This window comes from Bradyrhizobium lablabi (assembly GCF_018129385.1).
Classification (GTDB): Bacteria; Pseudomonadota; Alphaproteobacteria; order Rhizobiales; family Xanthobacteraceae; genus Bradyrhizobium; species Bradyrhizobium lablabi_C.
The window spans coordinates 307,003-331,706 of the sequence record NZ_JAFCLN010000002.1 but is presented as its reverse complement, the minus strand read 5'-3'; the positions used below and the strand labels follow the sequence as shown (position 1 = coordinate 331,706).

At 61.6% G+C, this 24,704-nt stretch carries 24 protein-coding genes and 1 tRNA gene; 10 read left to right on the top strand and 15 right to left on the bottom strand.

What is annotated here, in order from left to right; all coding sequences use genetic code 11:
* Positions 1–44 precede the first annotated feature (44 nt).
* From JQ628_RS05115 to glmU, 7 genes are all read right to left on the bottom strand, one after another.
* Positions 45–530 (bottom strand): SRPBCC family protein, encoded by a 486-nt coding sequence (locus tag JQ628_RS05115; RefSeq protein WP_212220230.1) that lies wholly within the window; start codon positions 528–530, stop codon positions 45–47.
* Positions 527–844, bottom strand: coding sequence for an ArsR/SmtB family transcription factor (locus JQ628_RS05110; protein WP_212221112.1), 318 nt, complete (start codon positions 842–844; stop codon positions 527–529). The genes JQ628_RS05115 and JQ628_RS05110 overlap by 4 nt, the downstream gene beginning before the upstream one ends.
* A 374-nt stretch (positions 845–1,218) precedes the next feature.
* Entirely contained in the window at positions 1,219–1,998 is a 780-nt protein-coding gene (locus JQ628_RS05105) for a DUF502 domain-containing protein (protein ID WP_212220227.1), read from the bottom strand.
* Between the two features lie 97 nt (positions 1,999–2,095).
* Positions 2,096–3,922, bottom strand: a complete 1,827-nt coding sequence (gene glmS / locus JQ628_RS05100) for a glutamine--fructose-6-phosphate transaminase (isomerizing) (RefSeq protein WP_212220224.1) — start codon at positions 3,920–3,922, stop codon at positions 2,096–2,098.
* A gap of 263 nt (positions 3,923–4,185) precedes the next feature.
* Complete coding sequence (locus tag JQ628_RS05095; protein WP_212220221.1) at positions 4,186–4,734, bottom strand: hypothetical protein; 549 nt, start codon at positions 4,732–4,734, stop codon at positions 4,186–4,188.
* Between the two features lie 284 nt (positions 4,735–5,018).
* On the bottom strand, positions 5,019–5,330 hold the full coding sequence (locus JQ628_RS05090; RefSeq protein WP_212220218.1) for a hypothetical protein: 312 nt from the start codon (positions 5,328–5,330) through the stop codon (positions 5,019–5,021).
* Positions 5,331–5,495: 165 nt separating this feature from the next.
* Positions 5,496–6,854 carry a bifunctional UDP-N-acetylglucosamine diphosphorylase/glucosamine-1-phosphate N-acetyltransferase GlmU gene (glmU, locus tag JQ628_RS05085; RefSeq protein ID WP_212220215.1) on the bottom strand — a complete coding sequence of 453 codons (1,359 nt, stop codon included), beginning with the start codon at positions 6,852–6,854 and terminating at the stop codon, positions 5,496–5,498.
* 163 nt (positions 6,855–7,017) lie between these two features.
* On the opposite strand from glmU, the gene JQ628_RS05080 reads away from it, so the two are divergent.
* Positions 7,018–8,298, top strand: a complete 1,281-nt coding sequence (locus JQ628_RS05080; protein ID WP_212220213.1) for a hypothetical protein — start codon at positions 7,018–7,020, stop codon at positions 8,296–8,298.
* 107 nt (positions 8,299–8,405) lie between these two features.
* Complete coding sequence (locus JQ628_RS05075) at positions 8,406–8,786, top strand: hypothetical protein (protein ID WP_212220211.1); 381 nt, start codon at positions 8,406–8,408, stop codon at positions 8,784–8,786.
* On the opposite strand, the gene JQ628_RS05070 is transcribed toward JQ628_RS05075, so the two are convergent.
* Positions 8,746–10,371 carry a beta-(1-6) glucans synthase gene (locus JQ628_RS05070; protein WP_212220208.1) on the bottom strand — a complete coding sequence of 542 codons (1,626 nt, stop codon included), beginning with the start codon at positions 10,369–10,371 and terminating at the stop codon, positions 8,746–8,748. The two genes, JQ628_RS05075 and JQ628_RS05070, sit on opposite strands and share 41 nt — an antisense overlap.
* Before the next feature lie 256 nt (positions 10,372–10,627).
* The gene (locus JQ628_RS05065) at positions 10,628–11,107 is read right to left on the bottom strand and encodes a DUF2380 domain-containing protein (RefSeq protein ID WP_212220206.1); all 480 of its coding nucleotides are present in this window, start codon (positions 11,105–11,107) and stop codon (positions 10,628–10,630) included.
* A 497-nt stretch (positions 11,108–11,604) separates the two neighbouring features.
* On the opposite strand from JQ628_RS05065, the gene JQ628_RS05060 reads away from it, so the two are divergent.
* From JQ628_RS05060 to JQ628_RS05030, 7 genes are all read left to right on the top strand, one after another.
* A complete protein-coding gene (locus JQ628_RS05060; RefSeq protein ID WP_212220203.1) occupies positions 11,605–12,156 on the top strand; it encodes a beta-1-3, beta-1-6-glucan biosynthesis protein in 552 nt (183 codons plus the stop codon).
* Positions 12,157–12,354: 198 nt separating this feature from the next.
* Positions 12,355–15,057, top strand: coding sequence for a glycosyltransferase (locus JQ628_RS05055; RefSeq protein WP_212220200.1), 2,703 nt, complete (start codon positions 12,355–12,357; stop codon positions 15,055–15,057).
* Between the two features lie 186 nt (positions 15,058–15,243).
* Positions 15,244–15,319: transfer RNA gene (locus JQ628_RS05050), tRNA-Lys, on the top strand.
* A 154-nt stretch (positions 15,320–15,473) separates the two neighbouring features.
* Positions 15,474–15,701, top strand: coding sequence for a hypothetical protein (locus tag JQ628_RS05045; RefSeq protein ID WP_212220197.1), 228 nt, complete (start codon positions 15,474–15,476; stop codon positions 15,699–15,701).
* Positions 15,698–17,281: an Eco57I restriction-modification methylase domain-containing protein gene (locus JQ628_RS05040; RefSeq protein WP_249127492.1), complete on the top strand. Its 1,584-nt coding sequence runs from the start codon at positions 15,698–15,700 to the stop codon at positions 17,279–17,281. The genes JQ628_RS05045 and JQ628_RS05040 overlap by 4 nt, the downstream gene beginning before the upstream one ends.
* Positions 17,282–17,301: 20 nt before the next feature.
* Complete coding sequence (locus JQ628_RS05035) at positions 17,302–18,282, top strand: XamI family restriction endonuclease (protein ID WP_249127491.1); 981 nt, start codon at positions 17,302–17,304, stop codon at positions 18,280–18,282.
* Positions 18,283–18,384: 102 nt separating this feature from the next.
* On the top strand, positions 18,385–18,717 hold the full coding sequence (locus JQ628_RS05030) for a hypothetical protein (protein ID WP_212220186.1): 333 nt from the start codon (positions 18,385–18,387) through the stop codon (positions 18,715–18,717).
* Between the two features lie 275 nt (positions 18,718–18,992).
* Here JQ628_RS05030 and JQ628_RS05025 read toward each other — a convergent pair whose 3' ends face one another.
* The 6 genes from JQ628_RS05025 to JQ628_RS05000 form a co-directional block, all read right to left on the bottom strand.
* Positions 18,993–19,955: a hypothetical protein gene (locus JQ628_RS05025; protein WP_212220183.1), complete on the bottom strand. Its 963-nt coding sequence runs from the start codon at positions 19,953–19,955 to the stop codon at positions 18,993–18,995.
* Entirely contained in the window at positions 19,891–20,451 is a 561-nt protein-coding gene (locus JQ628_RS05020; RefSeq protein WP_212220181.1) for a hypothetical protein, read from the bottom strand. Before JQ628_RS05020 ends, JQ628_RS05025 begins: the two co-directional genes overlap by 65 nt.
* Positions 20,448–22,031 (bottom strand): hypothetical protein, encoded by a 1,584-nt coding sequence (locus JQ628_RS05015; RefSeq protein WP_212220178.1) that lies wholly within the window; start codon positions 22,029–22,031, stop codon positions 20,448–20,450. The genes JQ628_RS05020 and JQ628_RS05015 overlap by 4 nt, the downstream gene beginning before the upstream one ends.
* Positions 22,032–22,781 (bottom strand): hypothetical protein, encoded by a 750-nt coding sequence (locus tag JQ628_RS05010; protein ID WP_212220175.1) that lies wholly within the window; start codon positions 22,779–22,781, stop codon positions 22,032–22,034. It abuts the gene before it with no gap.
* Complete coding sequence (locus JQ628_RS05005) at positions 22,781–23,209, bottom strand: hypothetical protein (protein ID WP_212220171.1); 429 nt, start codon at positions 23,207–23,209, stop codon at positions 22,781–22,783. Before JQ628_RS05005 ends, JQ628_RS05010 begins: the two co-directional genes overlap by 1 nt.
* 234 nt (positions 23,210–23,443) lie before the next feature.
* Positions 23,444–23,851 carry a hypothetical protein gene (locus JQ628_RS05000; RefSeq protein ID WP_212220168.1) on the bottom strand — a complete coding sequence of 136 codons (408 nt, stop codon included), beginning with the start codon at positions 23,849–23,851 and terminating at the stop codon, positions 23,444–23,446.
* A gap of 240 nt (positions 23,852–24,091) precedes the next feature.
* Here JQ628_RS05000 and JQ628_RS04995 point away from each other — a divergent pair, with 240 nt between their 5' ends.
* Positions 24,092–24,373: a DUF2934 domain-containing protein gene (locus JQ628_RS04995; protein WP_212220165.1), complete on the top strand. Its 282-nt coding sequence runs from the start codon at positions 24,092–24,094 to the stop codon at positions 24,371–24,373.
* The last annotated feature ends 331 nt before the right edge of the window (positions 24,374–24,704 follow it).

Below are 24,704 nucleotides of genomic sequence, written 5' to 3'. Positions count from 1 at the left end.
CCGATCTCCGCAATTATGATCACGTCGCATGGGATACACGCGCATCATGCCTCGCGGGCAATGCGCTCGGCGAACCGTTTCAGATAAAGCGGCCAACCTTGATCGCCCTCAACGCCGTCTCGCACACCTTCCCAACCTTGGCCATGACGTTCGAGGTGACGGTGCTCAAGTTCTAACCGAGTCCGGTTTGGCGACTCAGCGATGAATCGCACCTCCCACTCACTGGTATTGTCGGGATCGATTTCGATTTGCCAGCGCGGGCTAATGTCCCAGCTTAGAAGCACTCGATTCGGCGGCTCAAAAGCCAAGACGCGCGCCCAACGGCATTCACTGCCGTCAATACCCCGATCATAAACGTGACCTCCAACCCGGGGCTCGAACACGGTCTCTGCAATGGGGACGGCGAGCAGATTGTGCTCGCGTGGCTTGAAGCTGCCGAAGTCTTCGGTGAAGACCTTGAACGCGCGCTCAATCGGAACCTCAACCACGATCGATTGTTTGACGGGCGCGGCCGATACACGTTTGCTCATTTCTTGTCCTCCACTGATTTCTCGACGACCACTTTGTAAGCTGCCAATGTGCTGCTCCAGAACCGGTCAAGCCAGGCACGCATCTGGCCGAGCCCCGCTGGATCGATGTGATAAATGTTGCTGGCCCCCTTCGGCTCGGCACGAACCAAACGAGATTCGCGCAGCACCTTGAGATGCTGGGAGACCGCTGACTGGGAGACCGTCAGTTCCCGGGTGATTTCGGCGACAGTGCGAGGCCGCGCTCCCACCAGCTCGAATATTCGTCTGCGGGTCGGATCGCCTAAAGCGGCCAACTGCACGCTGTCTTTAACCATGGTTAGCCGGCGCTCGATGCCGCCCATTTTCGCGCGGCTCGCATCACGCGGTCACGGCATCGGGCTCTGTTGTTGTAATTAGTCATCACTAATGATTAGTATAAACTAATTATAGTGTCAAACGAGCTGAGCGAGATCCTCCTCGCTGGAGGAACTTCCGCTTTGGAATCATGATCGGAAGTCGAAGCCGCCGGACGCTTGATCAGTTGTGCCCCCGATAACCGATATACCGCAGGGTCGAGCCATCGAGATGAAAGCGCCCGCACGCGCCTTGGTGGCAAGGCAGCGGCTTGGCCGGGGTTAGGTAAGTGATCGAGCCGCTGTTGCGTGAAAGGCGCTGAAGCGACTTCCCTTCCGCACGGTCCCGCGCAGCCCTACTCCACCTTCGCAGGCTGCGGCTGTAGCGCGGCGGCGGAATTGGCGATCCGGGCCGCATTGGCCACGCCGGCGAGTGCGGCCACCTTCTTCTGCTGGTCGGTGCCGGGCTGCACCACGCCGCAGGACATGATCAGGGTCGCGGCGTCTTCGGCGCTCATCTGGACTTCGATGATCTTGCTTTTCGGCACATAGAAGAAGAAGCCCGTGGTCGGGTTCGGCGCGCAGGGCAGGAACACCGAGATGTGCTCTTCCTGGCCCGGAAGCTTGCTCGCGATCTCCGTGCTCGGCGATTGCGAGATCAGCACGATCGACCACATCCCGGGCGAGGGAAATTCAACCAGGCCAACCCGGCGAAAGCTCGACCCCTGCCCCGAAAACAGCGTCTCGAACACCTGCTTCAAGCCGCGATAGATCGCCCGCACCGCCGGAATCCGGCCGAGCAGCCGCTCGCCGAGGTCGACCAGCGTCCGCCCGATCAGGTTGGCGGTGAGGAAGCCGAGCATCGTCAAGGCGATCACGGCGACGATCAGCCCGTAGCCGGGCACCCCGTAGGGCAGATAGGTTTCAGGACGATAGGCCGTCGGCATGAACGGCCGGACAATGCCGTCCACCCAGGTCACGAACCACCAGGTCAGGTAGAAGGTGATGGCGATCGGACCGGCCACGACCAGGCCGGTCAGAAAATAGTTGCGGAAGCGGGCCATCAGCCCGCGGGGGGCGTCTGGCGGCGGCAACTCGTCGGGGGTCACGGTCGGCGGCAGCTCTTCGCGGTTCATGCGGTTCCAGGTCGGCCGGACGGGCCTCTTCGCCCCCTCAGCTAAGCCATCCTAGCAGGTTTTTGAAGGCCTGGAGCGGCGGACGGTTACCGTGCGACTATTCGACCGTGACGGATTTGGCGAGATTTCGGGGCTGGTCGACGTCGGTGCCCATAATCACGGCAGTGTGGTAGGCCAGAAGCTGGACCGGAACGGCATAGACCATCGGCGAAAAGGCCGCCGCCATGTCGGGCAGCACGATCGTCACCAGCGAATCCATGGTCGCTTCCGTCGCCCCCTTGGCATCCGTCATCAGGATGATCTTGCCGCCGCGCGCCGCCACTTCCTGCATGTTGGAGACGGTCTTTTCGAACACCCGGTCATAGGGCGCGATCACCACGACCGGCATGTTCTCGTCGATCAGCGCGATCGGCCCGTGCTTGAGCTCGCCGGCGGCATAGCCTTCGGCGTGAATGTAGGAGATTTCCTTCAGCTTCAGCGCGCCCTCAAGCGCCAGCGGATAGCTGGTGCCGCGGCCGAGATAGAGCACGTCCTTTGATTTTGCGATGTCGCGGGCGAGCTTTTCGATCTGCATTTCCGTGGTCAGCGCCGCCGCCATCAGTCGCGGTATTTCGACCAGGCCGTGAACAAGCTTGGCCGCGTCCGCATCCGACAATTCGCCGCGTACCCTGCCGGCCTCGATCGCCAGCGCCGACAGCACCATGAGCTGGCAGGTGAAGGCCTTGGTCGAGGCGACGCCGATTTCCGGACCCGCAATGGTCGGCAGCACTGTCTCTGCCTCGCGCGCGATCGTCGAAGTCGGCACGTTGACGACCGCCACCGTGTGCACGCCCTGCTCTTTCGCATAGCGCAGCGCGGCCAGCGTGTCGGCGGTCTCGCCGGATTGCGAGATGAAGATAGCGAGATCCCCCTTGCGCAGCGGCACCTCGCGGTAGCGGAATTCCGAGGCGACATCGATCTCGACCGGCAGACGTCCGAACCGCTCCAGCCAGTATTTGCCGACATAGCCGGCATAGCTCGCTGTGCCGCAGGCCACGATCGAGACGCGCTGGATATTTTTGAAGTCGAACGGCAGCTTCACGGGCATCGTCACCCGCTCGGTCGCCATGTCGACATACCTAGCAAGCGTGTGACCGACCACTTCCGGCTGCTCGTGGATCTCCTTGGCCATGAAGTGGCGGTAGTTCGCCTTGTCGACCAGCGAGGTCGCCGCCGTGTGCTTGACCGCCTCGCGCTGCACGATGGCATCGCTTTTGTCGTAGATGGTGGCGCTATTGCGCGTCAGCACGACCCAGTCGCCGTCTTCCAGGTAAGCGATGGTGTCGGTGAACGGCCCGAGCGCGATCGCATCCGAGCCAAGGTACATCTCGCCCTCGCCATAGCCGATCGCAAGCGGCGGGCCGTTGCGTGCGCCGATCATCAGATCGTCCTCGCCGGCGAAGATGAAGCCGAGCGCGAACGCGCCGCGGAGCTGTGTCAGCGCCGCGCGTACCGCTTCGACCGGCTTGACGCCGTTCCTGAGCATGTCGTCGACGAGGTGCAGCACGATCTCGGTGTCGGTCTCGGTCCTGAAGACCGTACCCTTCTTCTCCAGCGCCTCGCGCAGCTCGCGAAAGTTTTCGATGATGCCGTTGTGCACGACCGCGACGCGCTCGGTCGCATGCGGATGCGCGTTGTTCTCGGTCGGTTTGCCGTGGGTTGCCCAGCGGGTATGGCCGATGCCGCTATGGCCGGCGAGCGGCTTTGCTTCGAGCTTGGCTTCGAGGTTCTTCAGCTTGCCCTCGGCGCGGCGGCGGTCGAGCTTTTTGCCTTCGAGCGTCGCAACGCCGGCTGAATCATAGCCGCGATATTCAAGGCGCTTGAGTGAATCGACCAGTTGCTCCGCAACCGGAGCACGTCCCAAAATGCCGACAATGCCGCACATGCGGTGATGTATCCCCAAATCGCCGAAAATTCGCCAACGGCGCGCCACGCTCTCTTAACGAGAAATCGCGCCGCCCTGATACTCAATAATTATTGCGGATTGCGACAGTGTTAAGCGGAAAGCTTAACGGGCTTGTCGGCTTACCTTACCCGCCATCCGATGTCGTGGTCCGACCCGCCCTACATCGAGCCAACACCTCGGGAGTGTGCGCTCCCGAGGTCTTCTTTCTGAAACTCGCTACGACAGCCGTCTGCCGTCCTGCGTCACGCGAAGTGTTCTTCGAATCTCGCCGCCTGCTTTCTGCCGACATCCAGGAATTGCTTGGCGGCCGCGTCCCCCAGACGGCCGTCTAAACGCTCGGTCAGATAAAGCACCTTGCCGTAGTTATCACCTAACCACAGGCTGTTGGTGAAGCCGACTGGTGGAAGGAACCCGATCCAGAACGGCGGCGCATAGACCACGGCGGCGACGAACGAAAGATTCCAGTCGGGGCTCGAGCCTGACGGTTCGAACCGGATATAGACCGGGCTCTTCGACAGATTGTCGCTGTCGATGTGAAATCCGACATCACGAGGATCGTTTCGAGAGCCGTTCTGGACGCGGATTTGATTGCCCGGCGTATTGTTCGGATCCGGTTCTACCGGAGGATCGCCGATGAGGTATTCGCGCCACGAGCGACGCTCGTAGTCGTCGGCGCTTGAATCCATGCGGAACTCGCGGCCGCCGAGTCCGAGATAGACTCTACCGTCAGTGCCGGCACCATCCTTATTGCCTGTAATAACCTGACATAAAATGCCTGTTACCTGCGCCATGGTTGGACCTTTCCTTAGGTGAGGAGTTCGTGGGTGGGCCACTCGGCTCTCGCCAACTGGCCGCGCGCGCAAAGCTATTTCGTAGCGCGTTGCAGCGATGGTGAACGGCTTCACATCTCACGCTTAGTTGTGTTGGCGGCAAGGGATCACGCCTGCGTTGAATCGGCGTGTCAGCGCCCAAGCGGCTAGATGATCTCGAAAGCGCCTGGCCAATTCCGGCCTGAAGAATCGTCGCGGTCACCTTGCCGTCCGCGCTCGACAGCGCGCTTATCGGCAATCTGATCTTATTTGGTCGGCGCGTACCTGGCGCTCCACCAGCGTCGGACTTTAAGAAACAGTTGCGCGAAAACGAATAGTCCGAATGCCGTCATCAGTATCGACAGGCCGAGAGTCACCAGAAAGTGGATCGGGTCGCTCTCAAAGCTGATGAGTCTTGACCAGCCGACGTAACCCGGGCCGTAGCCGCGCGAGTACAATTCTCCCGTCGTGAACACGCGACATAACTGGGCTAGCCCCAGCCACGTCACGAACGCAATCAACGGCAGACCAACGACGAGCGTGGCTGTCGCCTTCAGAACTTGCAGCCATCTCTGCATATCGTAATTTTCGCATAGCGCGAGCACGACCGGAAGAGGTGCATCGGCAAATACCGGCGGAGAGAGTTGTGACGTTGAGAAACTCGCTCAAGAGTTGCGATCGCGGGCGCCAATTCTACTGTGCATGGGGTTGTTTTCGCGATTTTGTGTCCAGGCGGAGAGATGTCACCCCTCCTTCGGCACCCTCTTCCCGGTCTTCAGCTCGCGATAGCGCACAGCGCCGTTCTCGCGGTTGGTCTGCGGACTGCGTTCCACCGCCATGGCGTCGTCGGGCACGTCCTTGGTGATGACGGAGCCCGAGCCGATATACGCGCCCGCGCCGATCTTCACCGGCGCGACCAGCGAGGAGTTTGTGCCGACGAAGGCGCCCGCGCCGATCGTGGTCTTGTGCTTGGAGAAGCCGTCATAGTTGCAGGTGATGGTGCCGGCGCCGATGTTGGAATTGGCGCCGACATGGGCATCGCCGATGTAGGAGAGATGGTTGACCTTGACGCCCGCTTCGAGTGTCGCCGCTTTGGTCTCCACGAAATTGCCGATCCGCGAACCGTCGCCGAGCGACGTGCCGGGCCGCAGCCGCGCATAGGGACCGACGGACGCATTCTTGCCGATCGAGGCCTGCACGATGTGCGAGAAGGAATGGATGACGGCGCCGTCGGCGATGCTGACACCCGGGCCGATGAACACGAACGGCTCGATGGTGACGTCACGGCCGAATTTGGTGTCGGCGGCGAGAAAGATCGTTTCCGGCGCGATCAATGTCACGCCAGCGTCCATCGCCGCCTTGCGCAGTCGCGCCTGCATCACGCTCTCTGCCTCGGCGAGCTGCGCCTTGGTGTTGATGCCGCGCACTTCGTCTTCGCTGGTTTCGATCACGACAGCCTCCAATCCCATGTTCCGCACGATGGTGACGGCATCGACGAGGTAATACTCGCCCTTGCTGTTGGCGTTTCCGATCCGGTCGAGAACTTCGAGCGCCTTGCGTCCGTCGAACGCCATCACGCCGGCATTGCACAGCGTGACCTTGCGTTCCTCCGGGCTCGCATCCGCCTGCTCGCGGATCGCGACCAGCTTGCCGCCTTCCATCAAGAGACGGCCGTAGCCGGTCGGATCGGCGGCGCGAAACCCGAGCACGGTGAGCGCCGCGCCCTTGGCCAGCGGCGCGCGCATCCGCGCAAATGTTTCGGCCGAAATCAGCGGCGTGTCGCCGAACGCCACCAGCAGATCGTCGGCGCCGCGCGCAATCGCTTCGCGCGCAGCCAGCAGCGCATGGGCGGTGCCGAGACGTTCGCGCTGCACGAAGGTCGCCGCATCCGGCCGCAGGCGCCTCGCCTCGGCGGCAACCGCGGTGTGATCAGGACCGATCACCACCGCGAGCGAAGTCCCTGCGCCGTGCGGCGCAGCCTCGAGCACATGCGCCAGCAGCGGCTGACCGGCGACGGGATGCAGCACTTTTGGCAGCGACGAGCGCATGCGCGTGCCCTCACCGGCGGCGAGCACGACAGTAAGGCTGGTGCGATCAGTCATCCGGGTCCTTCTCGCTTTGAACACGCGCCGCCGTCTTAAAGCGTTTTTGGCCGGGATGGAAAGGTGATTCGCCGCTCCGGAGACGTCCGGATTCAAGATGAACGCGCATTTCCTGATATCTTTGCCTTTGATTCGGCAGGCCTTGAGGAGGGCCAATCGCGTTTTGGCCAAAGATCCCGACCATCTGGCTGGCTTCGACACCGAAAACACCGGCGGCGTGCTGAGCGGCTTCCTCGCCGAGGAAGACCAGTTCGACCGCCATGCGCTGTGGCGGCTCGGAACCTGGGGTGTTGCGGCGATCGCAGCGGTGGTGGTTGGCGTGATGGCCAACCAATCCTCGCTCGGCTGGCGGCGCGAGCAGATGGTGACCACGGATCTGTTGCAGCAGGCCAACCGGCTGCAAACCGTCGCCAAGGAAAGCCAGAATGAATCGCGGCGGCTGGCATCCGCCATCGATACCCTGAACAGCGATCGCGACCGGCTCTATTCGCGCGTCACCGTGCTGGAACAGGGCCTCGATTCCGTCACCGGCGCCATCGCCCGGCAACATCCGGCGCTGACCACGCCGCCTGCGGCGACCGCGCCCGAACCGCCGCCAGCCCCCGCTGTTGCTCCCGTCACAACGGCCCCGGCCGCACCGACGGAGAAAGCGCCCTCGCCCGCTCCAGCCGCCGAGCCGGCGCCGGTCAACGTCGCCAAGGACGTCCCCAACACCAGGGACAATCCAGGCAAGGATAATCCGAACAAGGAGACCCCGGGCAAGGAGACCCCGAGCAAGGACGCTCCGGCCAGGGAAGCCAGCAGCAAGCCGGCCGCATCGCCGGCAACGCCGCTGGTGGAATCGAAATCGATCATGGCGCCGCCCGATCCGGCGGCCGCCAAGCTGATCGAACCAGGCAAATCCGCCATCGCCGCCGAGCCGATACCGGAAGTGGTGGCAGCAGCACCGGTGGCAGGCGACGCGCGGGCGGAGGCGGAAACGTCGCTGCCGACGATCCAGCGCACGGAATTCGGCGTCGATGTCGGCGGCGCCAACTCCGTGCCGGGCTTGCGCGCGCTGTGGCGCGGTCTGCTGAAGTCGCGGTCCAATGCACCGCTCGCCGCCTTGCGTCCGATCATCGTGATCAAGGAAGGCACCGGCGGCCTTGGCATGCAGTTGCGGCTGGTGGCCGGTCCCCTGCGCGATGCGGCGGCCGCGGCAAAGATCTGCGCCGTGATGAACGAGAACAAGCGTCCCTGCGAGACCGCTGTTTTCGACGGTCAGCGCCTTACGGTGGATGCCGACGAGCCCGCGCCCGCCGCAAAGCCTGCGCCGTCGCGCAGGCGCGGTGCCGCAAAGCAGGCGGCTGTCGAGGAAGCGGCGAAAAAGCCTGAGCCGGCCCCCGCAACGACCACCACTGCCTCGACGATTTCTTCCTTCTTCAGCCGGAAGAAAACCGAGTAAAGGTACGCCGCCGCAATATCTTGCGTTCCGGTCCTCGTCCGGATTCGCGCAAATTCAGTGAGCGCCGCAGGCTTGTCCCTCCCGATAATCCCGGCCATATTCCGCGCATGAAAAAAGTCCCGTTCCGGCTGACGCCCTACCAGGTGCAATTCCTGCTGATCGTCGGCTTCGTCACCGTCGGCTACGCGCTGTACCTGCGCTATCTCGCGGTCGAATTTTCCACTGTCGCCCTCGCTTGCGATGCCGGCTTGCAGACCATGGTCTGCAAGATGCGTTCGCTAGCCACTTATCTGTTCAAGAACTCGGTGTTCGGCATCACGGCGCTCGTCATCGCGGCGCTGCATGTGATGCGGCCCTCGATCGTGCTGCTGACAGGCGGCCTGATCGCCGCCGGCCTTGGCATCGTGCTCTACAATATCGTGCTGTCGGGGATTGCGATCGGGCTGCTTATCCTGGGCTTTGCGCGGCCCGCGCCCGCCACAGCGTGATCGCGAGCAAGAGATAGATCGCGCAGGTCCAGATCGCCTGCCAGTTATCCGTGCCCTCGTTGATGCCGATGTAGATCGCACAGAGCGCCAGCAAACCGGCGAAGGTGCTCTCGGCCATCGGCCGCACGCCGGCTTGCGGCCGGTTGAGCAGCATCAGGCAGGCGAACGGCACCACTGCCATGGTCAGCGACGCATAGGGGAAATCGCGATAACGCGGGTCGAAAGTGAAGCCGAGCGCCGTCTGCGCCGCAATTACCGTGGCCACCGCAAGCACGAGGCCCAATAGGACCGCTACGATCGACTTGGCGCGGCTTTCGCGCGGCCCGAGCAGTTCGAGGAAGGTCGGCAGCGATTTGCCCGATACCAGCGCATGCGCGCACAACAGCGGCGAGGCAATGGCTGCCGCCAGCAAGGCGCCCCATTGCAGCCAGCCGCCGATGCCGTAGCTTTCGTAAAGCATCTTGTCGACGGCAAGGCCCAGCAGCATCCCGGCCGATGTGGCCGATACCGCCACCGCCAGCCACGCCGAAAATCGCGGCGTCCACGGCCGCCGCCGCAGCGTCAGCAGCGCGACGGCGAAGGTGAGAACGGAAAGCGCCATGCCGCCCGCCATCTGGAGCTTCCACGACGGCACGTTGGTGATGGGAACGCCCGGCGGATATTTCACCTCGCGTCTTTCCGCATCGAACAGCCCCCAAAAGCCGCCGACCGTGCCTTCGAGCTGGCGCTTCCACGGCTGGTCATAGGCCTCGATCAGATTGACGCGAAAGCCTTCCCTCTTTGCGAGGTCGAGGATTTCCGACACCACCCGCGCCTGGTTGGTCCGCGACGGCAGCGCGGCTTCGCGCATCCGCCCCTGGCTCGGCCAGCCGGTCTCGCCGATCAGGATCTCCTTGCCCGGAAACGCCACGCCCATGCGCTTCCGGATGGAGTCGACATGAACCGCGGCGAACTTGGCGCGGATCGGCATGTCCTCCCAGTACGGCAGGATGTGGATGGTGACGAAGTCGACCGCGTCATAGACCTCGCGGTTCTTCAGCCAGAATTCCCAGACATCGGCATAGGTCACGGGCACCATGACCTGCGCCTTCACCTGCCGGATGTTGGACACGAGGTCGGCGGCCGTCATTTCACCGCGCAGCAATACCTCGTTGCCGACCACCAGCGAGGTGACCACGCCGGGATAATCCTTGGCGAGGCGAACGGCGGTTGCGATCTGGATCTGGTTCTTGAGCCGGTTGCTGCCGAGCCAGATGCCCTGGATGACCTTCAGCCCGACCTTGGCGGCGAGCGCCGGGACCTGATCGAGCCCGTTCTCGATCGAATAGGTACGGACGCATTCAGAGACCTTGGCAAGCTGCGCGAGATCCTCGGCGATCTGCTCGGCCGGAATATGGGTGGTCGGCACCAGCGGTGTCTGCTCGCCGCGGAACGGCGCATAGGAAACGCAGAGCAGCTTTGCATTGGGATCGATCGGTGCGCGCGGCAGGGTGATCGGCGTGGCCATCCACCACCACACCGCGGCAATCGCGCCAAGGGATATCAGGAGAAGCGCCAGCGGCGTACGAAGAGAAATCTGTTCCATCCTCCGGGCGGGGCCCGTCGATTACCCGGTCGACGGCCGTCTGCCAAGTGGGTTGCAAGACGTCAGGCCGCCGCTCGCACTCAGGTGATAGCGGCCTTCCGTCGCGGCGGCTTTACCATGCGGCGATAAGTCGTGAGCGTGTTGGAGGGAACTCGATGACAAATCAACTAGATAACTGGTTGAACAGAATGGACCAGGCTGGCCCGCGTACGGCTTTCGCGGTCGCCATAGGTTGGGAAGCGAAGGTAGATTTCTCTCACTTCTCCTTCATCGCGTCCCGCACCGTCTCATCGACAAATGCCGCCGCGCGACGGTAGGCCTCGTCGTTGTCACCGCGGAAGCTCACCGTGCGTTTCAAGATCAGTTTCTCGTTCTGAAGATCGACCACCTCGACCAAGCCGTTTTGCACCAGCGTGCTCACCTTGAGGATGCCGCCATAAACCACAAACCGCGCGCCGGTGCGCCGTGCAGCAGCGATGAAATCGTCCGATCCCATGCGGATTGGCGTGCAGGGGCGTTGCGGGCAATCGAACGGCAGCACGCGATAGTCGCCTTTCGCGGAAAGATTCTCCCGCACGAGCTCGGCGAAATGCGCGATGCGGGCCCTATGCTCCGCGCGCTGATCCCTCACCTCCCCGGACGTGTCCTTATAGTCGAAATCGGCAACCGTGATCGTGAGCGGCGCCGCCAGGGTGGCACGGCCAGGCTGAAGCGAAAGCGCGGCGGCGAACAACAACGCCAGCGCGGCTTTCGCGCAATCCATTCTTTCCATGCCCGATCCTCCTTGGCGGACGCGACCATTCGAAATCGAGATGCTTCGACCATAGCAGACTTCGCGAGGCCCCATTCGCCCTCGTGATGGCCCCTCAGACCACACCGATTTCGTTCTCGAGCAACTGCATAATTTTGCTCGGAGTTGTCTTTAACGCCTTCGACAACTTTAGAACTATAGCCATTGTGTGGTCGAGCGTGAGGAACTGAACCGCTTCATCGGCATCGATGCGTCAGCCCAGTCTGCACCGCCGGTCCGTTAAGATAAAAGTGCGACCAAATCGCTCAAGGATTTCCGGGTCCCGGCCACTTATGACTATAGTGGTGAGTTTGCTGGACAAAATCCCAAATACACGGCATGGGAGTCCGGTGCCGTCTCCGCCGCATTGGAGACCTATTTGGACGGCATCAAACCCGCGCGCCAGGGGCGTTGGCGCAGCAATTCAACCAATCGGGGAACGTATGCGTCGACGGGTGCTTCAAGTTCAAACTTCGGTCTTGCGACACCTCGCCGCTCCCGTGCTGGCTCTGCTGCTCGGCTCCGCCACGGCGCTCGCCCAAAGCGGCAATCCCGCCGCCCAGGAACAGGGCAAGGCTCCCGCCGCCGCGGCTACCGACGGCACCAAGGACAATCAGCGGAAAACCGACGAATTCATCGAGGCCCAGCAGGCGATCAATGGCCCGGCGGGCAACCCCGAATGCGTCTGGCTCGGCCGCCGCGTGGTCACCCTGATGTGGCGGGACGACCTCGACACTGCCTTCCGGCATCTCGACCTCTACGACCGCTTCGGCTGCCCCGGCGGCCATGTGCAGGCGAGCTTTCGCTGCCTGACCCGGTTCGGCAGCCAGATCGACGACAAGGTGCCGCGCAGCCTCTCCGACCGCATTCAGGCCTGCTGGATCAATCCCGGCGCCCAGCCGCAGGCCGCTGCGGCCGCAGGCCAGCCTGCCCCGGCTCCCACGACCGCGGGCACGGCGCCGCCCGCCACTCCTCCTGCCCCCGCGGCGAAATAGGAACTAACGGCTTCGTAACGTGCTTGACCGCAGCCGCCGGTGAACGCTGCCTGAACAACTGCGCCCTCAAAACGCCATGGCGTCATACCAGTTGTTAAATCGCGTGGCAGGTTTATCTTCGCAGTGCCGCCGTGTCGGTCGAGCCTAGGGGACGGGTTCGCTTCCCAAACATCAGGCCCCGTATGGTTTAGTCGCGAGATGCGCGCCGTCATCGCTGTTCTCCTGTTCGTTACCGCTGCCCACGCCGGACTTTGGGGCCTGCTTCAGGAAAAGCAGTCCGCTCCCGATTTCCGGGGCGTCCTGCCGAGCGTGTCCTATGCGCCGTTCGAGGGAAGCGCCCATCCCGACACCGACAACCTGCCGAGCCAGGAGAAAATCCGCGCCGACCTGAAGAAGCTGTCGACGATGACCAAGGCGATTCGCCTGTACTCGTCGACCGGCGGCGTGGAAATGGTCCCGCCGATCGCCGCCGAGTTCGGGCTGAAGGTCACGGTCGGCGCCTGGATCGACAAGAACGCCGACCGCAACAAGCGCGAGATCGAGGCGGCCATCGATCTTGCGAGGCGCAACAGCAACGTCATCGGCATCGTCGTCGGCAACGAGACGATCTACCGCGGCGAGCAAAAGGTGGAGGACCTGATCGAGCTCATCAAGCGGGTGAAGAAGTCGGTCAGCGTTCCCGTCACGACCGGCGAAATCTGGAACATCTGGCGCGACAATTTCGACGAGACACCGCGCGATCAGCCGACGCTGGCGTCCACCGTCGACTTCATCGCCGCCCACGTCCTGCCCTATTGGGAAAACTTCACCGACAAGCAGGCGGTGGACCAGGCGGTCGATCGTTATCAATTGCTACGCAACAAGTTTCCCGGCAAACGGATCGTGATCGCCGAATTCGGCTGGCCCAGCAACGGCTACAATCTGCTCAACGCCAATCCCGGCCAGTTCGAGCAGGCCTCGGTGCTGCGCAACTTCGTCACCCGCGCCGAGTCCATCGGCATGGACTACAACATCGTCGAAGCCATCGATCAGCCCTGGAAGTTCTTCGAAGGCGGCGTCGGCCCCTACTGGGGCATCCTGAACGCATCGCGCGAGCCGAAATTTTCCTGGACCGGTCCGATCGTCAACGAGGACTACTGGAAACTCGCGACCATCGCCCTGCTGGTCGGAATCCTGATGTCACTGCCGATTCTGCGGCTTGACCGGCCGACGGTGATGCAGGCCCTGGTGCTGTCCGCGGCCGCCAACGGCGTCGGCGCCTGGACCGCAACCGTGTTCTCTTACTGGAACACGCATTATTTCGTCTTCGGCTCGGCCTTTGCACTTGGGCTCGGTGTCGTCCTGCTGGTGCCGCTGGTGCTGATCGCGATGGCCCGAATCGAGGAGATCGCGGCGATCGCCTTCGGCCGCAATCCGCGCCGGCTGATCGTCAAGCCGGAGCCGCTGGCGCCGGCGACCATCGGCGACAGCGTCACCTTCCCGAAGGTTTCGATCCACATCCCCGCTTATTACGAGCCGGTCGAGATGCTCAAGCAGACGCTCGATGCGGTGTCACGGCTCGACTACCCGAACTTCGAATGCGTCGTCATCATCAACAACACGCCTGATCCCGCCTTCTGGCAGCCGATCCAGGATCATTGCCGGGCGCTCGGCGAACGCTTCAAGTTCATCAATGCCGAGAAGGTCAAAGGTTTCAAGGCCGGCGCACTGCGCATCGCGATGGACCGCACCGCGGCGGATGCCGAGATCATCGGCATCATCGATGCCGACTATGTCGTGCAGCCGGACTGGCTGAAGGATCTGGTGCCTGTTTTCGCCGATCCCCGCGTCGGTCTCGTGCAGGCGCCGCAGGAGCACCGCGACGGCGACCGCTCGCTGATGCACTACATCATGAACGGCGAATATGCCGGGTTCTTCGACATCGGCATGGTTCAACGCAACGAGTTCAACGCCATCATCGTGCACGGCACGATGTGCCTGATCCGCCGCGCCGCGATGGACATGGCCGGCGGCTGGGCCGGCGACACCATTTGCGAGGACACCGATCTTGGCCTTGCGATCATGGAGCACGGCTGGCTCACGCATTACACCAACCACCGCTACGGCCACGGCCTGTTGCCCGACACCTATGAGGCGTTCAAGAAACAGCGCCATCGCTGGGCCTATGGCGGCTTCCAGATCGTGAAAAAGCACTGGCGGCGTTTCCTGCCGGGCGCGAGCCGGCTGACGCAGGAGCAGCGCCGCGAATTTGGCCTCGGCTGGCTGAACTGGCTGGGGGCCGAAAGCCTCGGCGTGCTGGTGGCGATCCTCAATTTGATCTGGGTGCCGATCGTGGCCTTTGCCGACATCGCCATTCCCGACAAGATTTTGACGCTGCCGATCATCGCCTCGTTCGTCGTCTCGCTGGTACACTTCGTGGCGCTGTATCGCCTTCGGGTCGAGGTGAAGGCCGGGCAAATGCTGGGCGCCATGATCGCCGCGATGAGCGTGCAATGGACGGTATCGCGCGCGGTCGCCCAGGGCCTCATCACCGAGCACCTGCCGTTCGCCCGCACCTCCAAGGGCGGCCTGTCACGGATGTCGATCGAATTCCAGGCGTTTTGGGAAGCCGTGATCGGCGTGCTGCTGCTGATCGGCGCCGCGGTGCTGGTGGTGACGAACGAGGCCAAGCAGGTGCGCGAAATCTACGTGTTCGCGGCTGTCCTGGCGCTCCAAAGCCTGCCGTTCCTCGCGGCCGTCACGATTGCACTGCTCGAGAACTCGCGAGCCAATGATTTCTCGTGGTGGCGCAACACGGCCGTGCGGACCGCGGAACTGATTGGGCTCCGTCCCGTTGCGATACCGTCGCGGGTTCCGAACTCCCAGCCGGTGGTCAACGAAATCCGCCGCGAGGCCAGTTGATTGACGGTGGATGGCGGGTGACAAAAGCCGTCAGAACGAGGCACTAAGCCGCGGTAGAATCGACGCAATTCGGGTCAGTCGTCTCGCCATTTCGCGCAGGTTTGCGCTATTGACCCGAGGGGGTCTGCCCCCTACACAGCGCGGCGAGAGCATGATCCGGCTTTTGGAAGGATCATGGCTTGGAGTGAGCGCGTAGCTCAGGCGGTAGAGCACGTGACTTTTAATCATGGGGTCGAGGGTTCGAGTCCCTCCGCGCTCACCAATGATTTCAATAGTTTAGGCCAACTATCCGCAATTCGCGATATGGAGCTAGGATAGGTTCAGGATAGGTCCCCTCGTCGTGCGGCGTCATTTTCGAGGGCGCGAACTCCTGCTCCGCGATCAAGTTGACCTTGTGCGGGCGGGACAATGCAAAAATGCAACTTGACCTTGTTGTCGACTTGTCGACAAAGTTTCGCATGGCGACTCGACCTCGTGAACCTGATCGTAAGACGACTCGGCAAATCGTCGGCTTCAGCCTCTCGCCGGAGATCGCGCGTGCGGTGAAGGCAGAGGCGGCTCAGCGCGGCGTGAGCCTGCGCAAGCTGTTCGAGGAGCTATGGGCGGAGTACGAAAAAACCAAGCCGGCGAAAGCGCGCCAATGATTGCGACCGAGCAAGACCTTGCCGCCCTCGCCATCGCGCTGATTGGACGGGCGAGGCTCCCTGCCCGGGAACGCCGCCTTGTTCCACGTCGTAAGAAATTTTCAGCCCGCGAAGTGGCCGCCATTCGCAGCAGTATACGCTCCGGCAACGACCCCTTGGGCGACTTCTTCGCGACCATTCGTTCGGCCGAGGTGCGACGCGAACAAGGTGCCACCTATACCCCCCAGGTTATCGTGGACGCGATGGTGGCTTGGGCCGCCAACGAGGTCACGCCGCCTGTCCGGGTCGTCGATGCAGGAGCCGGGAGCGGGCGTTTCGTCAGCGCCGCCGCCAAGGCCTTCCCCAAGGCGAAATTGATCGCGGTCGAAATTGACCCCTTGGCTGCCCTCCTGGTCCGCGCCAATGCGGCCGCGCTTGGGTTCGCAAAGCGGCTTACCGTTAAGGGCATCGACTATCGTGCTCTGGATCTTCCGCGCATCGACGGGCCGACCCTTTTCATCGGGAACCCGCCCTACGTACGTCACCACGACATCTCGGCCCGGTGGAAAACGTGGTTCAGTGACGCCGCACACAAGCTAGGGTTTAAGGCGAGCGCTCTTGCGGGCTTGCACGTGCATTTCTTCCTGCGTACGCGGCAGATCGCTCAGCCGGGAGACTATGGTGCGTTCATCACGGCCGCTGAGTGGATGGACGTCAATTATGGATCAGTGGTCAGACGCATGTTGGCCGACGGTCTAGGCGGCACGGCCCTGCACGTTATTGACCCCAAAGCGGTGCCTTTCGTTGGGACGCTCAGCACGGGAGCAATCACATGCTTTCGGGTCGGTCATCGGCCGGATCAGCTTACCGTCCGCAACGTTGCATCGCTCGATGATCTATCGCCGTTGTCGGCTGGAGAAGGCGTCGATTGGGCAACAATCGAGGGTTCGAAGCGTTGGTCCACATTGTTGCGGACGACGCCTCGGGCGCCTTATGGCGAAATCGAGCTTGGCGAACTCTTTCGCGTGCATCGGGGCCAGGTCACGGGCTGCAACGCCGTATGGATAGCCGGGGACGACGCAGCCCATCTCCCTGCCCGCTATCTGTTTCCTGCTATCACCAAAGCTCGCGACCTTCTGTCAGCTGGCGAGTACCTTCGCAGCGACAAGCATCTGCGAAGGGTCGTCGATTTGCCCGTTGACCTTGATCAGCTCAACGCGGCCGACCGCGCTGTCGTCGATGATTTTCTGGAGTGGGCGAAGCTCGCGAAAGCACACAAGAGTTTCATTGCGACCCATCGCCGCGCGTGGTGGTCTGTGGGCCTCAAAGAACCCGCCCCTATCCTCTGCACGTACATGGCGCGTCGCGCTCCCGCCTTCGTGCGCAACTATGCTGGCGTCCGCCATCTCAACATCTCGCACGGGCTTTACCCAGTGCAGCCGATGAGCGACGCAACACTTGATGCAATTGCGAAGCATTTGCGTGAGACCGTCTCCATGACGTCGGGCCGCGTCTATGCTGGCGGTCTTGTCAAGTTCGAGCCGGGCGAAGTGTCGCGGCTTCATATCCCTGACCCATCTACTCTTACTGCACGTGTATGACCCTCCCGAACGTGAGCGATATGCCGACCGTTTGGGACGACGCGCAACTCGCCGCCGAGGCACAGAAAGCGCTTGAAGAGTTCGTTGATCGTAGGCTCGCCGAGCCCGGGGGGAAGTATCTTGCTCATGTTCGGGCACGGCGTGGGGCAATTGTTCGACTGTTTAAGGCGCTCGCCGGCGTCGATCCTTCCAATCCCGATCCGGACATCGTTCGAACCGTGCTGCTTGATGCGGAATTGTTCGACGCGTTACGCTATGTGACAGGCCCGCCCGTCTCCGAGGACGATCTCGGAGTGCTCGTGACGCGAAGGGTCGAAGGCATTGGCAAAACGGACCTCAAGGACAAACCCGGCTTGCCGGTCGAGGTTCTGAAGCTGATCTGCAAGCTCGCGGACCCGTTCCGTTTTCCTTGGATTGCTGCGGGCCGTGCTCCTAGCAGAGGCGAAATACGGACAGCCATCGAAACCACAATGACCATGCACGCCACCCAGGCACTTCAGACCGAACGTCGTGGCCATGGCAAGGTTGTGGAGCAGCGCCTCGAAACAAGATTGACCGAGCTTGGTTTTGTAAAGGTTGCGGGCCAGCGTAAGAAAAAAGGCAAAGTCGTGGCTGTCGCTCCCCCCAATCTTCCGACCTATCCTGCCAAAGGAAAGATCACTCAGCCGAGCCATCATCCGACGTATCCGCACTTTTATGGTGAGTGTGTCGTATACGGTCGCAAGGTCGATTTGTTCATAGCGCTCAAGACAGGGCGAATGATAGCTCTCGAAGCTAAGGACTCGAGTTCGGCTCTCAACAGCACGAAGCGATTGTTGAACGACACAGCCGCGAAGGCGAAGCACTACACGGCCGAAGCTGGAAAAAACATCATCAGCGTGGCTCTCTTGTCGGGCGTCTTCAAGGTTGCAGACTTGCGCACGGCACAATCCGCAGGGCTGTATCTCGTCTGGGCTCACGACATCGATGGTTTCATCGAGTGGATCAAATCGCAAACCTAAGCGGCCGGTGTAAATCGGTGCAATTCGACTACCTCAAAAAGATGGTGAAAGTACTGAGCCGTAGAGGGCGGAATGGTCTCGCCTTCATGCGGGGAGAGTACCATGTCGAGTAAGAAGAAGACTGCGGCCAAGCGAGTAAAGCGCACGACGCTGGTGCATCGATCAACGGCCAGATCGACGAAGAAGGAGCCTGATCTCAGGGATGTCAGCGGGACGATTGCAAGCTCGATCTATTCTGCGCTCGATGCCCTGCACGAGCGTCAACGCACAGAACTAATTCGCCAAATTTCTCTGCTTTTGCACGGGTGGGGATACTCGGAGGACCTGAATGGCTTCGTCACGACCGAGGCTTACGTTGAGTGGTCTGAAAAGACGAAAAGCATGCCACACTGGGTCGCCAAAGCGAAAGCCGCTGGATTTCTAGGCTCTGACTAAACGAAAGGCCCCGTCGTCGCGAACAGGAAGCTACACACGACGACGGGGCCCTTTGCCCGCCACGTCCTAGGATGTCAGACCGCGGGCTGTCGGGGTTGTTTCATGAAGATCAGCACTCACCGACTTGCCAATCCCCAGTCGCCCCCGTTGACGATCAGGCGACTGGGTAAGACCCCCTCCGCATCGAGACGGAGGAGTTCGGGCCGCGCCGCGAACGATAACGGCCGCCCGCACTCGGATGCCAAAGAAGATGTAGAAGGCACCGAGGATCGCGATCATGCGGCTTTCGCCGACTTCTTCGTCACGACGAGGCCGAGGAGCGCTCGGATATCGACGTTCGGCCTATGGTCGATGATGATGCCGTTATCCATCGCGTCATCGACCAGCGCACATTCAAGCCGCTCTGCATCGCCAAGCTCGACCTTGATCGCGGCGAGACGCTCGGCTTTCTCCGATGGCGTCATGGCAAGCTTGGGCTTGGGCATCTGATCGATCAGCGCCATCAGCTTCGCCTCAAAATGCTCCGGGTCGAACCATGCCAGCATCGCGGCAATGTCGGGCACAGGCGCAAGCGCGCCGTCGATGTAGTGCTCAAGCTTGACGGTAAACGTCTCGTGCGTGGCGACGATCTGCGGCACCGTTCGCATCGAGCGTTCAGTGATCCACTTCTTCACCTGCGCCTTGATCTCGGCAATCGGCAGCGCCGCACGTTCGACCTGGCCCCGCTCGGAGATCAGCTTGACGATCTGACCGCGAAGGTTCGCGACGGCCTGCTGATGGGTCTCGCCTTTCAACTTGATTTTGGGTGGCTTTGCATCGTCGAGGAGCGCATCGGCTGGCAACATGTCGAGGTAGCGCCTGATCCGGCCGTTCAAGTCAGCGATTGCGTGATGCCGTGCGCGGTGCGTCGTCTGAACTTCACGCCGCTGCGCGATCATTTCATGGAGGTCGAGCTTGCGCTGGTCCTCGGTCGTCATCGCGAGCGCATCTTCCAGTTCCCTGATTTGGGTTTGGTTCGCGTGGATCGCCGTCATCAGCGAGGCCTCGGTCTCCGCGAACGTGAAGATCTTCGCTCTCGCCCTCGGGGGAAGTCTGTCTCTGTCAGTCATTGTTTGCCTTCCTGTTGCGTTGGGAGTGATCCCCGCGTGATTGCTCACGCGGGGCCGTTGCTGATCAACGCTGCCATGCGGCTTCGAGCCGCTTGTCCCGATTTTCGATGACGCGGTCTGCCGCAGCACGCACATCGCCATAGTTCGAACCGTTAGGAGCGATCACGGTATGTGGTTTGTGATCGTTCGCGCCGCTGGCGACGCCGAGAGCCGCCTTTTCGTCAGCCGTTAACGAGCTCTGTTCAGGTGAAGCTTTCCACCTATCGTGAGTTCGGGCGTGGTACTGATCGCGTGCGGCGCTGAGTTCGGGCGAGTGATCAAACACAAAGCCCGGACGGTGACCGCGCGCATCGAATTGCTCGATACGCTTGAGGGCCTTCGCTTTTGCGACGGCATCGGCGAATGACGCGCCCCCGTTGACGGCATCCGCGAATGCCGACAACTGATGGTTCTCAAGCTGAGCCGCCGCATCGTGCATGGCGCGAACTTGTGCGTCCGAGACAACGGTGTCCATGAGGATCATGGGTACCCGCAAAACCTGGCCGTCGGCCAACACGTCGTCGTTTCGACGCCGAACTCGGCGGCCATGCGCATCGGTAACGTAGTCGTCTTTCGTGGTAGTCATCGTAATAGTCCTCTCATGGTTTGAACTTGAACTAACGCACCTAACCTCTGTGCAGCGGCGCTCTGCTGTTCTGTCTTCGCGTCGATGGTGCCCGCCCACGCCATCGTCACGTCGTAGCGATACTTCCTCACTCCCATGCCGGTGAGGACGCCGGCGACCGCGTTCGCAACGTCGTCATGGCCGCCCGGTCCGTGGTCGATGCTGTCCTTGCCGCTCCTCGCGGTCTTGCGTTCGAGGCCGATCAACTGCGTTCGCAGTCGGGCGTGGTCGAGGAGGTCGCAGGTCTTGCTGTTCAACAGGGGCAAGAACTCGGAGTAGATTTGCGACTTGGGCTTCAACGAATGTTCGAGCGTGATTTGATGCTCTCGGAAGCCTTCGACTGCGAACTCCGCAGCGTAACGGTCGGCCGTGCATTTGCGGATGCCGTATTGCTTGAGCACGTCGGCACACTGCTCAATGACGGCCTTGGGCGAGAATGGCGGCTTGAACTCCCTGATCACGTCCAAGGTCGGTATGCGATCCTCGACATGGCCGATTGCGAGCGTGAAGCTGTCCTTGCCCGAGCCGCCCGCGGGGTCCGCAAAAGCGTAGTAGCGTTTGCCTGCGATGTATGGGCGCTCCCGCTCGTCGGACGTGACGGCATCGACGGCTTCGGCTGCAATAAAGGCTTCTACGTCCGTCCTGAACTGAGCGCCATATTCGGCCGATGCCGACACAGGGTCGCGCTCGTACTGCTCCGTGAGCCACTTGGGATCGATCGAGGGGTTCATTACCTCGGTCGCGGCTTGCCACGACAACACGCGAGGATCGTCCTTGCCATGGTACTGCCGATGCATGTCCCACAGCACGCCCTTGCGAGCGTATGGCGAGGATGCCAGCAGCAGCATGGCATTGGGGATGGTTGCCATCGACGGTCGGATCGCCTTGATGACTTCGGCGTCGGGGTTCGCGCCTTCGTCATTCCAGAACGCGATCTCGTCCGCGAGGGCGGCGACGACGGTTCGACCGCGAACGGAACGGAACGATGCAGTGGTGACTTCAATCGCAACGGAGTTGGTTAGGTCGAGGCCGAACTGCGTCTCGCGTTCGATCAGCTTTGCCAGCATCGGCAGTTTGAAGAACGCCTTGACGTAGCGAAGGATGATCTTCGCCTGATCACGGTCGGCCGCCAGCACCTGCACAACGCCGCGCTCGCCGGGGTCGAGGTAGGGTTTGTAATCGACGAAGGCTGACAGCCAGGTTGCGATCAGAGCGAGGACGCGGGATTTGCCGCCACGTCGTCCGACGACAAGCACCAACTCCCGCATCTGTTCGACGGGCGGGTCGGTGCGGCCGGTACACTTGCGATAAATCGCGAGCTGGTCGGCCGACATGGGCAGGCCGAACGCGGCTGCGATCAACGCCGTCCACGCAAGCCAGCTTTCGGGGTCCTTGAAGAACTTCGCAAAGAGACGCGGGTCTGAAAAGGCGTCGAGGAGAGTGAGGTGGTCGGGGTCTTCGAGACGAAGCCTGACCCTCTTCTTCGGTGTGGTGGTAGTCGGTATGTCGTCAAGGCGTTCGCGATGACGACGAGTGCGCATCTATGCGGCTTCCCTGTCTTTGTATAATCCGAGCATGTAGCCGTCCAAATCGTCCATCAGGAGCGCCGTTGTGAACTCGTTGCTGCGGAGTTGTTCATCGGTCAGGCCGAAACAGACGTAGAACGTGGTACTGCCATCGGCGTGGTGGACCGTGATCTCGTGACCGACCTGTGCAGAGCCCGCGACAATCGAGGTGCCCAATTCGAGGATGGCACCGGGCGCAATGGCATCTCCACGACGACGACGACGACGGCGAACGAGTGCGGTACCGCCCGCAACACGGCGCTGCGGCTGTTCGCCCGAGGCCACGCCTGCAATGACGGTCGTGCTCACGTCGAGCACGGTGCCCGGTGCTACAACATCGCCGATGGCCTCGCCCGCAATGATGGAAGGTGTGATTACGAGGGTGTCACCTGATGCAACGGCCGAGACTGTAGCTGCGCCTTCATCAAGTGTGAGGACGGTTTGAAGAACGTCACCTGATGCAACGGCACTCACCGCTGCGGTGCCTGCGATCAGCGAGGTGTTGACGGTGATGGTCTTGCCGGGTGTCGCTGCGGAGCCTACAGCGTGGCCTGCGATCAGGGAGACACTGGGTGTGAGTGTTTGGCCCTGCTCGGTAATCGACGCCTTGCCCGTGGTCGGGAGCGAGGACGCGAGTGTGAAAGCATTGCCCGATACTGCCGCGTTACGTCGGTCGCTGATCTGACTGATAACATCGCGACCGGGTATGCCACCGCCGGGGAGCATCAGTCGTCCTCCTCGTCATCGTCGAGCTTGGCACGCTTCCGACTGCCACCACGGCGCATATACTCAAGGGGGTCTTCCACGTCGTCATCGTCGGCCTGTGGCTTGACGCTCAACAGACCGAGGCGCTTGAGGTTTGTCTTGATGTTGGTGGACAGGCGCGAGTACTGCGTGAGGTCTTCCTGTGCGATCGTGTCCGCCTCGATGAACGTTGCCTGCAACTGCTCCGATAGGCACTGAAGCATCGCGAGGTCGCGGATCAACATGCGTTGCACTTCGGTCAGCGTCGAGCCGACTGCATCGGAGTAAATGTCGATCAGGTCCTTGAAGCGCCGGCCTCGCGGTGTGCGCATGTCGAGGCGTTTTTCGAACAGGCGCACTCCCCTGCTGATTGCGCTCCTGACGACGACTTTGTTTGCGGTCCCGTGCATGCGTTCGATATCACCCTGTTTGGGGTGCGAAACGTATCCTGCTACCTGTCCGGGGCGCAATCCAAAGGTGCTACAACCTGCTATTGCAGGCTTTGCGGTGACTGACCACGTGATACGGGATCACATCACTCGTTAAAATCGATCGTCCAGGGGCCTGCGTTCTGATTTGCACAAACGAGTGTGGATGCGTGAGGCGCACCATTTTTGACGCAAATAGTCTCTCTGCAACCGGCCTCAGTCGCGACGTTTGAAACGCTCCCTGTCCTCTTTCGCGCAACGCTTCCGATATCGTTCGAGGTCGTCCTGGCTGATGATCCCCTCGTCGATCATTACCTTGATCACTTCCATTGCGTGATTGCGGACAGACGCGACCATGACCTTGGACCCGGGGCCGTAGGCCTCTCGGTCTAGTCGGTCATGTATCTCCGACACGTTCGCAAGCTGGAGTGTGTATCGCGTGATCCGTCTCCGCATTCCCCGCTCTGTCACCTTTACGGGTTCTTCCTTTGCGGGTTTTCGATTGAGCCGGTACTCGGGCTTGTAATGGGCGATGCGCTTGGGGATCGTGTCGAGCGTGAGCCGTTGACGTCTCTTTGCTCCCTTCCCTGCGAACTCGTATCCGATATCGTTGTCGATTGTCATTGTGGGGTCCCTCGGGTTTGATCATCGAGGGCAAGGAACATTATCGCCTTTCGCGCTGCTGACTAGGCCGAGGGTGTTGAATGCCGTCGATTAGGGCGGGCATGGGCGCGGTTCTGACGTTTTCGGGGGTATCGTCACGTTCGATTATATTGCCGCGCTCCTTGCCCCTGTGCCGCCGGTGCTGATGTCTAAGAGTGTTTCTAAAGTGAACGATTTGAGGAGTTCCGGCGTCATAATGGGATGGACGACAAGAACCATCCTGAGGAGTTACAGCGCCAGCTTGAACGGGCAACCCGGCTCGCGTCTTCGATTAACGACCCTACGACCGTCCAACGGTTCCTCGCTTTCGCCGACGAACTGCAACAAAAGCTGAGCCGACTGCTCTGGAGGGATAGAGCCCATGAGGCGATCCAGCGCCGGGCTCGCGAACTGTGGGAACAAGCGGGGCGGCCCACAGGACGGGACTTGGAGTTCTGGCTACAGGCCGAACGCGAACTCGAACGCGAGAACGACCCGGAATGATCAGAGGCACCTAATGTTTTTGCGATGACTTGGGCTCGCTCGTCTGCAAGCCATCGGAAACCGTTAGACCCGTGCGAAGTAAGAGTCGGAACGCGGCCGCGCGGCTGGGGAGCCGGTGATCAAATCGAAAATCGTCGATCGCTGACAGTTCGTTCTCCGACAGCATGACTTGCAGCCGCACTCGACGGTCTGGTTCCATAGCTTACCTCTAAAGACTAAGCCGTTCGGCAATCTGAAGTTCCAATCGCCACCTTGTGCACGGACGCGGAACACGGCTTGGGTGCCGACGTATCGTTTGCTTGCAGGGCCGGTCGTAAATTCCGACTAGGGT

Excerpts from the sequence above, each read along its gene's own strand:
- JQ628_RS05015 (WP_212220178.1), bottom strand. The coding sequence starts at position 22,031 with ATGCGCACTCGTCGTCATCGCGAACGCCTTGACGACATACCGACTACC.
- JQ628_RS05070 (WP_212220208.1), bottom strand. The coding sequence starts at position 10,371 with ATGGAACAGATTTCTCTTCGTACGCCGCTGGCGCTTCTCCTGATATCC.
- JQ628_RS04995 (WP_212220165.1), top strand. The coding sequence starts at position 24,092 with ATGGACGACAAGAACCATCCTGAGGAGTTACAGCGCCAGCTTGAACGG.
- JQ628_RS05005 (WP_212220171.1), bottom strand. The coding sequence starts at position 23,209 with ATGCACGGGACCGCAAACAAAGTCGTCGTCAGGAGCGCAATCAGCAGG.
- JQ628_RS05045 (WP_212220197.1), top strand. The coding sequence starts at position 15,474 with ATGCAACTTGACCTTGTTGTCGACTTGTCGACAAAGTTTCGCATGGCG.
- JQ628_RS05055 (WP_212220200.1), top strand. The coding sequence starts at position 12,355 with ATGCGCGCCGTCATCGCTGTTCTCCTGTTCGTTACCGCTGCCCACGCC.
- JQ628_RS05020 (WP_212220181.1), bottom strand. The coding sequence starts at position 20,451 with ATGACTACCACGAAAGACGACTACGTTACCGATGCGCATGGCCGCCGA.
- JQ628_RS05115 (WP_212220230.1), bottom strand. The coding sequence starts at position 530 with ATGAGCAAACGTGTATCGGCCGCGCCCGTCAAACAATCGATCGTGGTT.
- JQ628_RS05000 (WP_212220168.1), bottom strand. The coding sequence starts at position 23,851 with ATGACAATCGACAACGATATCGGATACGAGTTCGCAGGGAAGGGAGCA.
- JQ628_RS05095 (WP_212220221.1), bottom strand. The coding sequence starts at position 4,734 with ATGGCGCAGGTAACAGGCATTTTATGTCAGGTTATTACAGGCAATAAG.
- JQ628_RS05075 (WP_212220211.1), top strand. The coding sequence starts at position 8,406 with ATGAAAAAAGTCCCGTTCCGGCTGACGCCCTACCAGGTGCAATTCCTG.
- JQ628_RS05105 (WP_212220227.1), bottom strand. The coding sequence starts at position 1,998 with ATGAACCGCGAAGAGCTGCCGCCGACCGTGACCCCCGACGAGTTGCCG.
- JQ628_RS05030 (WP_212220186.1), top strand. The coding sequence starts at position 18,385 with ATGTCGAGTAAGAAGAAGACTGCGGCCAAGCGAGTAAAGCGCACGACG.
- JQ628_RS05035 (WP_249127491.1), top strand. The coding sequence starts at position 17,302 with ATGCCGACCGTTTGGGACGACGCGCAACTCGCCGCCGAGGCACAGAAA.
- JQ628_RS05060 (WP_212220203.1), top strand. The coding sequence starts at position 11,605 with ATGCGTCGACGGGTGCTTCAAGTTCAAACTTCGGTCTTGCGACACCTC.
- JQ628_RS05110 (WP_212221112.1), bottom strand. The coding sequence starts at position 844 with ATGGTTAAAGACAGCGTGCAGTTGGCCGCTTTAGGCGATCCGACCCGC.
- JQ628_RS05040 (WP_249127492.1), top strand. The coding sequence starts at position 15,698 with ATGATTGCGACCGAGCAAGACCTTGCCGCCCTCGCCATCGCGCTGATT.
- glmU (WP_212220215.1), bottom strand. The coding sequence starts at position 6,854 with ATGACTGATCGCACCAGCCTTACTGTCGTGCTCGCCGCCGGTGAGGGC.
- JQ628_RS05010 (WP_212220175.1), bottom strand. The coding sequence starts at position 22,781 with ATGCTCCCCGGCGGTGGCATACCCGGTCGCGATGTTATCAGTCAGATC.
- JQ628_RS05090 (WP_212220218.1), bottom strand. The coding sequence starts at position 5,330 with ATGCAGAGATGGCTGCAAGTTCTGAAGGCGACAGCCACGCTCGTCGTT.
- glmS (WP_212220224.1), bottom strand. The coding sequence starts at position 3,922 with ATGTGCGGCATTGTCGGCATTTTGGGACGTGCTCCGGTTGCGGAGCAA.